Source organism: Pedobacter sp. JCM 36344, from assembly GCF_046546555.1.
In the GTDB taxonomy this organism is placed as follows: Bacteria; Bacteroidota; Bacteroidia; order Sphingobacteriales; family Sphingobacteriaceae; genus Pedobacter.
The window spans coordinates 20131-27238 of sequence record NZ_JBKHKK010000024.1; the positions used below are offsets into that span (position 1 = coordinate 20131).

The 7108-nt window shown below is 38.4% G+C and carries 7 protein-coding genes; 6 read left to right on the top strand and 1 reads right to left on the bottom strand.

Translation table 11 applies throughout. The annotated features are described in order from the left end of the window. The first annotated feature begins 101 nt into the window (after positions 1 to 101). From ACHFIZ_RS17365 to ACHFIZ_RS17385, 5 genes are all read left to right on the top strand, one after another. Positions 102 to 2477 carry a PAS domain S-box protein gene (locus ACHFIZ_RS17365; RefSeq protein WP_410888160.1) on the top strand — a complete coding sequence of 792 codons (2376 nt, stop codon included), beginning with the start codon at positions 102 to 104 and terminating at the stop codon, positions 2475 to 2477. A 240-nt stretch (positions 2478 to 2717) separates the two neighbouring features. Then, positions 2718 to 3209 carry a PRC-barrel domain-containing protein gene (locus ACHFIZ_RS17370; protein WP_410888161.1) on the top strand — a complete coding sequence of 164 codons (492 nt, stop codon included), beginning with the start codon at positions 2718 to 2720 and terminating at the stop codon, positions 3207 to 3209. Between the two features lie 12 nt (positions 3210 to 3221). Beyond that, positions 3222 to 4175: a class A beta-lactamase, subclass A2 gene (gene bla / locus ACHFIZ_RS17375; RefSeq protein WP_410888162.1), complete on the top strand. Its 954-nt coding sequence runs from the start codon at positions 3222 to 3224 to the stop codon at positions 4173 to 4175. Positions 4176 to 4222: 47 nt separating this feature from the next. Next, a complete protein-coding gene (locus ACHFIZ_RS17380) occupies positions 4223 to 4411 on the top strand; it encodes an HNH endonuclease (RefSeq protein ID WP_410888164.1) in 189 nt (62 codons plus the stop codon). A gap of 106 nt (positions 4412 to 4517) precedes the next feature. After that, positions 4518 to 4907, top strand: a complete 390-nt coding sequence (locus ACHFIZ_RS17385) for a (deoxy)nucleoside triphosphate pyrophosphohydrolase (protein ID WP_410888165.1) — start codon at positions 4518 to 4520, stop codon at positions 4905 to 4907. Positions 4908 to 5142: 235 nt separating this feature from the next. Here the strand turns inward: ACHFIZ_RS17385 and ACHFIZ_RS17390 are convergent, their stop codons facing one another. Next, positions 5143 to 5799, bottom strand: coding sequence for an alpha/beta fold hydrolase (locus tag ACHFIZ_RS17390; RefSeq protein WP_410888167.1), 657 nt, complete (start codon positions 5797 to 5799; stop codon positions 5143 to 5145). Between the two features lie 353 nt (positions 5800 to 6152). On the opposite strand from ACHFIZ_RS17390, the gene ACHFIZ_RS17395 reads away from it, so the two are divergent. Next, positions 6153 to 6866 carry a class I SAM-dependent methyltransferase gene (locus ACHFIZ_RS17395; protein WP_410888169.1) on the top strand — a complete coding sequence of 238 codons (714 nt, stop codon included), beginning with the start codon at positions 6153 to 6155 and terminating at the stop codon, positions 6864 to 6866. Positions 6867 to 7108 lie beyond the last annotated feature (242 nt).

The following is a 7108-nucleotide window of genomic DNA, read 5'->3' on the forward strand; positions in this document are numbered from 1 at the left end:
CTTTTTATTATTTGTCGTTTTTTGTTTAAGCTGAGAAACAAATGGGGGGGGGTGTCAGTTATTACGTTATTATCAAAAACCACGAACCTAAACGTTACACTGTGAAATCAACAGAAAGCATCTACCAGCGAATAGTTGAAGCCTCTACATATCCAGTTTACCTGTGTACTGGAGAAGACCTTGTAATAACCGTGGCTAATAGAGCAACGTTAAATGCTTGGGGCAAAGATGAATCGGTAATAGGAATGCGCTTTATTCATGCATTACCTGAACTCAGTGACCAGTATTTTATTCACTTACTGGAAAATGTTTTTCAGACCGGCGAAATGTATATTGCCAAGAATGACCGGGCGGATATGCTTATCGATGATGAACGTAAGACTTTCTACTATAACTTCAGCTATCAGGCCATGCGTAATGATATAGGCATCATCACAGGTGTGTTATGTTTTGCCACTGGTGTAACCGAATTGGAACTCGCAAAACAGGCCTCAATAAAAAGTCAGAAGAATTTACTGGATAGTGAAAGCAGTTTTAGAACTATGGCAGAAACTAGTGACGTTTTGATCTCAATGTCAGACGCAACTGGCAATGCCGTATATTTTAATAAAGCCTGGTCTGAATTAACGGGGAAACCTGAAGAAGAACTTCTAAAGTTTGGTTGGGTAGATCTGATACATCCTGATGATAAAGTAAATTGGGTAAATAATTTTTTAGCTGCTTATACTGATAAACATACCGTTAAGGGTGAGTTTCGAATTCAAAGTAAGTCGGATAGCTATAGATGGCTCTTGGCTAAAATACCAGCCCGGTTTGACGGAGATGGCAACTTTGCTGGTTATATTGGTTCTTACATAGATATTACTGATCGCAAACAGCGGGAATTTTCGATGGAACGCGCAAATGAAGAAATCCAATTGATTAATGAGGAGATGAATGCCTCTAATGAAGAACTAGCCGCGTCTAACGATGAGCTATTAAGCGTACAAGAGTTTATGCGTATTCAGGCCATAGAAAAACAAATAGCCCTTGACAGGCTAAAGTCGCAGGATGAAAACATAAAAAACATGGTTAAACAGGCACCTGTAGGTATGTGTATTATACAGGGCGATCCTTTATATGTAGTTGAAGTTAACGATACCTTTCTTGAACTAATAGGAAAAACAAGAGAAGAACTATCCGATAAACCCTACTGGGAAGTGAATGCAGAGGCAGCTTCATTCTACGAGCCAATAACTGATCATGTATTAGCAACAGGAGAAAGTTTTCATACGGTTGAGCAGGAGTTAACGCTAATTAGGAATGGAAAGGAAGAAATAGTCAATGTAGATTTTGTATATGAGCCTATGTTTGATGAGCATCAAAAACCTTACGCTATTATAATTGTTTCCATCGACATCACAGACAAGGTGGCAGCACGTAAAAAGCTGCAACGTGCTGAGGAAAGTTTACGCCTCGCTTTGGAAGCTGCGGGAATGGGCTCATTTTCCCTAAATCCAGAAACTAAAGAATTCAAAGTATCGCCCAGCATGAAAACATTCTTTGGGTTAGATCCGGAGGAGCGTATTTCTTATGAGGCAGCTATTAAACAAATACCAGATAATTACCGTACAGATGTATTGAGTCAACTAGATCGTTCATTCACGAACAATATTACATTCGACATGGAGTATCCAATATTAGGCTATAGTGATGGTCAGATAAGATGGGTAAGGGCAGTCGGCAAGATGCAAGATAGCGATGGGAAGAGAGCCTTCACCGGGGTTCTAAACGATATCACAGAACGACGTAAAGATGAAGAACGAAAAAATGATTTTATTGGTATGGTGAGTCATGAACTAAAAACTCCGTTAACCTCTATGCGGGGTTATGTTCAGATGCTTTTGCTTAAAATGAGAAAGCTAGAAGATGAATTTGCAATCAGTTCATTAGAGAAAACCAATACCCAGATTGGAAAAATGACTACTATGATAAATGGATTTCTTAACGTATCTAGGCTAGAATCAGGTAAAATTCATATTGACCACAAAGTATTTGATCTCGCTCAGCTCGTGAAAGAGTCAGAGGACGAATCTATTAGTACCATTTCCAGTCATAAGATAGTATTTGCGCCAGTTGAAGAAACGATTGTAAATGCAGATATAGATAAGATTGGACAGGTTATAAACAACCTTATCAGCAATGCGGTGAAGTATTCTGCAGCCGGTAGCACAATCAATGTAGCCTGTATTACAGTTGATAATCGTGCGCTTGTTAGTATTCGAGATGAGGGCATGGGAATCAAACCACAAGATGCTGCTAAGATATTTGAACGCTATTACAGGGTAGAAGGAACTCAGATGTTTTCAATTTCTGGATTCGGTATCGGACTTTATCTTTGTGCAGAAATTATTCACCGCCACGAGGGTGAAATCTGGGTAGATAGCGACTTTGGAAATGGATCTACTTTCAGCTTTAGTATTCCAGTATTTTCATAATTGCAAAAGAACCTAATCGATAGAAAAACAAATATTGAAGGTATTGGGTTATTCAATAAACGCGTAATATGGCAGATTTAAATGTACAAAAGAAACGGAGCAGCAAATTTTGGCTTTACGTACTCCTTATTGCAATAATATGTTTGACAATCTATTTTTTTCTTAACAAAGACAACACGATGACTTCGGATAATGCACCCTCGGATTCGTTGGAAGTTGCGCCATAAATAACACTAAAATATGACTACAGAAGAAACGAAAGAATACCGCAGGCTGGAGTCTTTAGCAGGCAGTGACTATGAGATTGCAGATGGTAATCCTGAAATACAGGGATGGGACATAAAAGACGATCTTGGAGAACAGCTGGGCGAAGTGCGAAACTTATTGTTCAATCCATCAAGTAAGAAAGTGAGATATATAGTCGCAGATGTTGCCTTGGAAGGTACTAAACCTAAGAGAATTTTGATACCGATCGGATTGGCTGAATTACATGAAACTGACGATGAAGTATATCTACCGGGGATAACTATTGCCCAGTTATATGCTGCGCCCGATTATTCTGGGGATGCAATTGCGGAGATGTATGAGGAAAAAGTATTAAATACCTTTAGGTCCGATAGTGAACCCTCAGAGCCGTATACTTATGATATGGAGAAGTTTTATTCGCATCCCTATTTTGATGACCAGCGAATTTACTACAAACGTAATCCAGATCGTGGTAGAATAGAATAACTTAGTAAAGTTATGAACGAATTTGACAAGAATAATCATTTAAGTTTTCTCAAAACTTTATTAACAATGCGGATTTTAAGGGTTTACCTGATCGCGTTATTTCTGGTAGTCGGACTTAATGTAAACATCTGTGCTCAAAGGGTAGATTATTTACAACCTACTCTTCAGGGGATAGTGGACAAATACCAGGCTACTATAGGGTTTTCGGTACTTGATCTGGAAAATGAGAAAACCTATAGTGTGAACGGAGATATGCATCTACCGATGCAGAGCGTCTACAAATTTCACTTGGGGCTAGCGGTGTTGTCGCAGGTTGATCAGCGAAAATTATCGCTTGATCAAAAGATTCTTATTAAAAAAAGCGATTTATTGCCGGATACTTGGAGTCCGCTAAGAGATAAATATCCGAATGGAGGTGTTAAAATTCCTTTATCAGAATTAATATCTTTCACTGTGGGTCAAAGTGATAACAATGGTTGCGATATCCTGTTTAGGCTACTGGGCGGTCCCTCCAAAGTTCAAACCTATATCTTTAGTCTAGGGGTTCAAAACATAGCAATAGTGGCTACAGAAGAAGAAATGCACAAGGATGAAAAGGTCCAGTTCACAAATTGGGCTACTCCCAACTGCTCAGTACAATTGCTTAATCTATTCTATAAAAGGAAAGTCCTTTCTGAAAAGTCACATGCTTTTCTCTGGAAAGTGATGACTGAATCCACTTCCGGACCAAAGAAAATCAAAGGCCTACTGCCGCCTAGTACATCAGTTGCACATAAAACAGGATACTCTGGTGTAAACAAAGAAGGGGTGACTGCCTCCTCTAATGATATCGGTATTGTCACGATGCCCAATGGTAGACATTTCGCCGTAGCGGCGTTTGTGAGCAATACTAAAGAGAATGATAAGACGATTGATTCGATGATCGCGGAGCTTAGTAAAGCAGCATGGGATCAGCTTAATAATTAATGCTTTAGGACGTTTGTCTAGTCGGAATATGGAAAGCACTTTTTCACATGCGTTCATCGATGCTTGCCACATTGTACCATTTGCAAGTACTTGCAAATGGTAGTGTTACTAATGGGTTGGCTTTGTATCCTAATCTTCATAAGGCCTTCAATAATGGAATGGTCGCCGTAGATGATACCTGTAGAATAGTAGTTTTAAGCCATTTAAGGGAAGATTCAACTCACACGATAGTTTAAAAAAGTTGGAGCGTCAAGAGATATGATTACCAAGCGTAATACATCAATTTCCTTCTCTAGATAATCTAGACTGGCATAGAAAAAATATTTTTAAACGCTAATAAGCATGCTTGAAGTCATCTGCGCTATTATAGTTGATCATTTATCTAGCAAAGTCTTCGTTGCGCAGAGAGGCTTATCAATGAAAATGCCTCTTAAATTTGAATTTCCAGGTGGGAAAATGGAATTAGGTGAGACACCATCCGAATGTTTAGTAAGAGAAATAAAAGAAGAGTTGAACTTAAGCATCGTGGTCTTGGAAGAGCTCTCGCCAAACATTCATTCTTATCCTGAATTCATAATAAAATTAGTACCCTTTATCTGCCATATTATTGGAGGTGAGATAGTATTGAAGGAGCATGCCACTTATTTGTGGTTAGTGCCAGCAGATTTGTTAAATTTGGATTGGGCGGAAGCAGATATTCCAATCTTGAAAAATTATTTAGCTTCATTATAATTTTGTTGGAAGAAGGAATTTATGAGTAACTAATTACAAAAATAATAGCCTGAAAGCTTGAGGCAATCAACTCAGATAATCTCTTTATTAGAACCGTTCCTTTAGATAGAGCCGAAACATCCAGATATTTTAGTCAATACCGTTCAAATGCAATAAAGTATGCTCTAAAATCTGTAAAAGAGGAAGAGAATAGTATCGAAAAAAGATTTAGTATTCTAACAAAATTACCCAGCTTTTAGTGTCGGTTGATTTCATCCATAATAATTTTCATGATCTCATCGGCCCTGGCATAAACCATAAAATGACTTCCTCCGTCGATGACAAAATCAGGATTGATGTATCTTATGGGCAACAGACGATCTGCATTCCCGTGAATACAGGTCAAGTTTGAAGGCCGAATCGTGTTTCTCCAGTTCAGTATACAGGTCAATGCCCATTTTATAAATCTTGGATCGCTATCTACAATTAGCTGCTTTAAAAGCAGTTTTTCGTCTTGAGTTTTAGCACCAAGGAACTTCAGCCCAATGCTATTGCAAGTCTTCATCAAATTAAACGGAACTATCCTTTCAAGTCGTAATTTTCCAGCGGTTTTAAAGTACCAAGGTAACTCGTTGAATACTGCTGCGCTGGAAATTAAAAAAGCGTGCAGAGGATTCAGTTGTTTTGCGATTTCGGTAGTCAGCATCCCGCCGAATGATAATCCAATTAAATAAAACGGTTTGCTGGTATCTATTGATTTTGATAGTCTCAGAGCATAAGATGCTAACGTTTCATTAGGTAATGGAAGAATCCAGTCCAGGTAAATGCAGTTCAAATCTTCGGAGAATTTTAGCTTTCTGAACGCGCGTCTGTTGGCGCCAAGTCCATATATCAAATATATTGTTGACTTCATAATAATTTTCACCATAGACCTATCTTCGAGGGAACTAAGAGGGGACTGCTAGGGCTAAAGCACCCCTTTACCATATAAAACCCCTCCTAAACCACTCTCAGTCCTCAACTAAGGCTAGCCTTGTTCGTTTCGTTACAAATAGAGAACTATTTCGGCATGAAACCAACTTCCCTAAGATAACGTAATAAATCTGCGACTTTGGAAAATATGAACACGTAATTCATCTGAAAGTGTACCTTTAATTTCGTCCTAAAAAATGTATTGATGATCGTGTTACCTGGTCTTTCTATCTTTATTTCATTGAGGGCGACTATTAGCTAAACAAACCTACCAATAATTGTATTATACTCTAAATGCTTGTAATAAAACAAATTAAATATATGATCCTGACCATGCTTGTGCTTCAGGTAGGGTTACTTAATGCCCAGCAACCGGTTGATGGGTATACCAAAAAGCAGCCTTCCTCAAATGGTACGGGCAAGGTCTACTTGGGAAGGGAGATTGCTCAGGTGATGAGCTTTGAAGGTTTTTCATGGCTAGAGAGGGATACAAGATCTCAGGAAGAGAACACCAATCTTGCTATATCAAGATTGCCTGTTGGTAAAACTACCGTCGTTGCAGATATCGGCGCCGGTTCAGGTTTTTATACTTTTAGGATTGCTCCTAAGGTAAAACAGATCTATGCAGTGGAAATTCAGGACGATGCAATAAAGTACCTGCGAGATAAAAGTAAGGAACTAAAGTTGACAAATGTAGTCGTAGTAAAAGGTTCTGATAAATCACCTGGGTTGCCACAAAATACTGTAGACTTAGTAGTTATGGTCGATGTCTACCATGAATTGTTGTTTCCAAGGGAAGTATTGCAAGCGATTAAAAAATCGTTAAAACCGAAAGGCAAATTGTTGTTGATTGAATACAAAGCTGAGGATCCGCAGGTAGCCATCAAAGAAGAGCATAAAATGACTGTTAAACAGGTTACGAAAGAACTTAGCGCCAATGGCTTTAATTTGATTCAGAATGGACAATTTATGCCGATTCAACATTTCTTGGTATTCCAAAAGGACTAACTTTGTACTCACTGGTACGCACATTAATATACCATATTGGGGGGATTGTAGCATAGTTGAATTGTAGGGAGTTTTGTAAAGTATCTAACAATTACAATTCTATGAAATATAATTTAAAGCAAACCGCAATCTTCCTTTGTTCCCTGTTGATGATTTTTCAGTCTTGTAAGAAAAATGAAAATGCCGCGTTTGAAGAAGAGAAGCCGCTAACATTTGTTACAATAGTAAATGGCGTTAGCTAT

Coding starts and splice junctions, on each gene's coding strand:
- ACHFIZ_RS17370 (WP_410888161.1), top strand. CDS start 2,718: ATGACTACAGAAGAAACGAAAGAATACCGCAGGCTGGAGTCTTTAGCA.
- bla (WP_410888162.1), top strand. CDS start 3,222: ATGAACGAATTTGACAAGAATAATCATTTAAGTTTTCTCAAAACTTTA.
- ACHFIZ_RS17380 (WP_410888164.1), top strand. CDS start 4,223: ATGCGTTCATCGATGCTTGCCACATTGTACCATTTGCAAGTACTTGCA.
- ACHFIZ_RS17385 (WP_410888165.1), top strand. CDS start 4,518: ATGCTTGAAGTCATCTGCGCTATTATAGTTGATCATTTATCTAGCAAA.
- ACHFIZ_RS17390 (WP_410888167.1), bottom strand. CDS start 5,799: ATGAAGTCAACAATATATTTGATATATGGACTTGGCGCCAACAGACGC.
- ACHFIZ_RS17395 (WP_410888169.1), top strand. CDS start 6,153: ATGCTTGTAATAAAACAAATTAAATATATGATCCTGACCATGCTTGTG.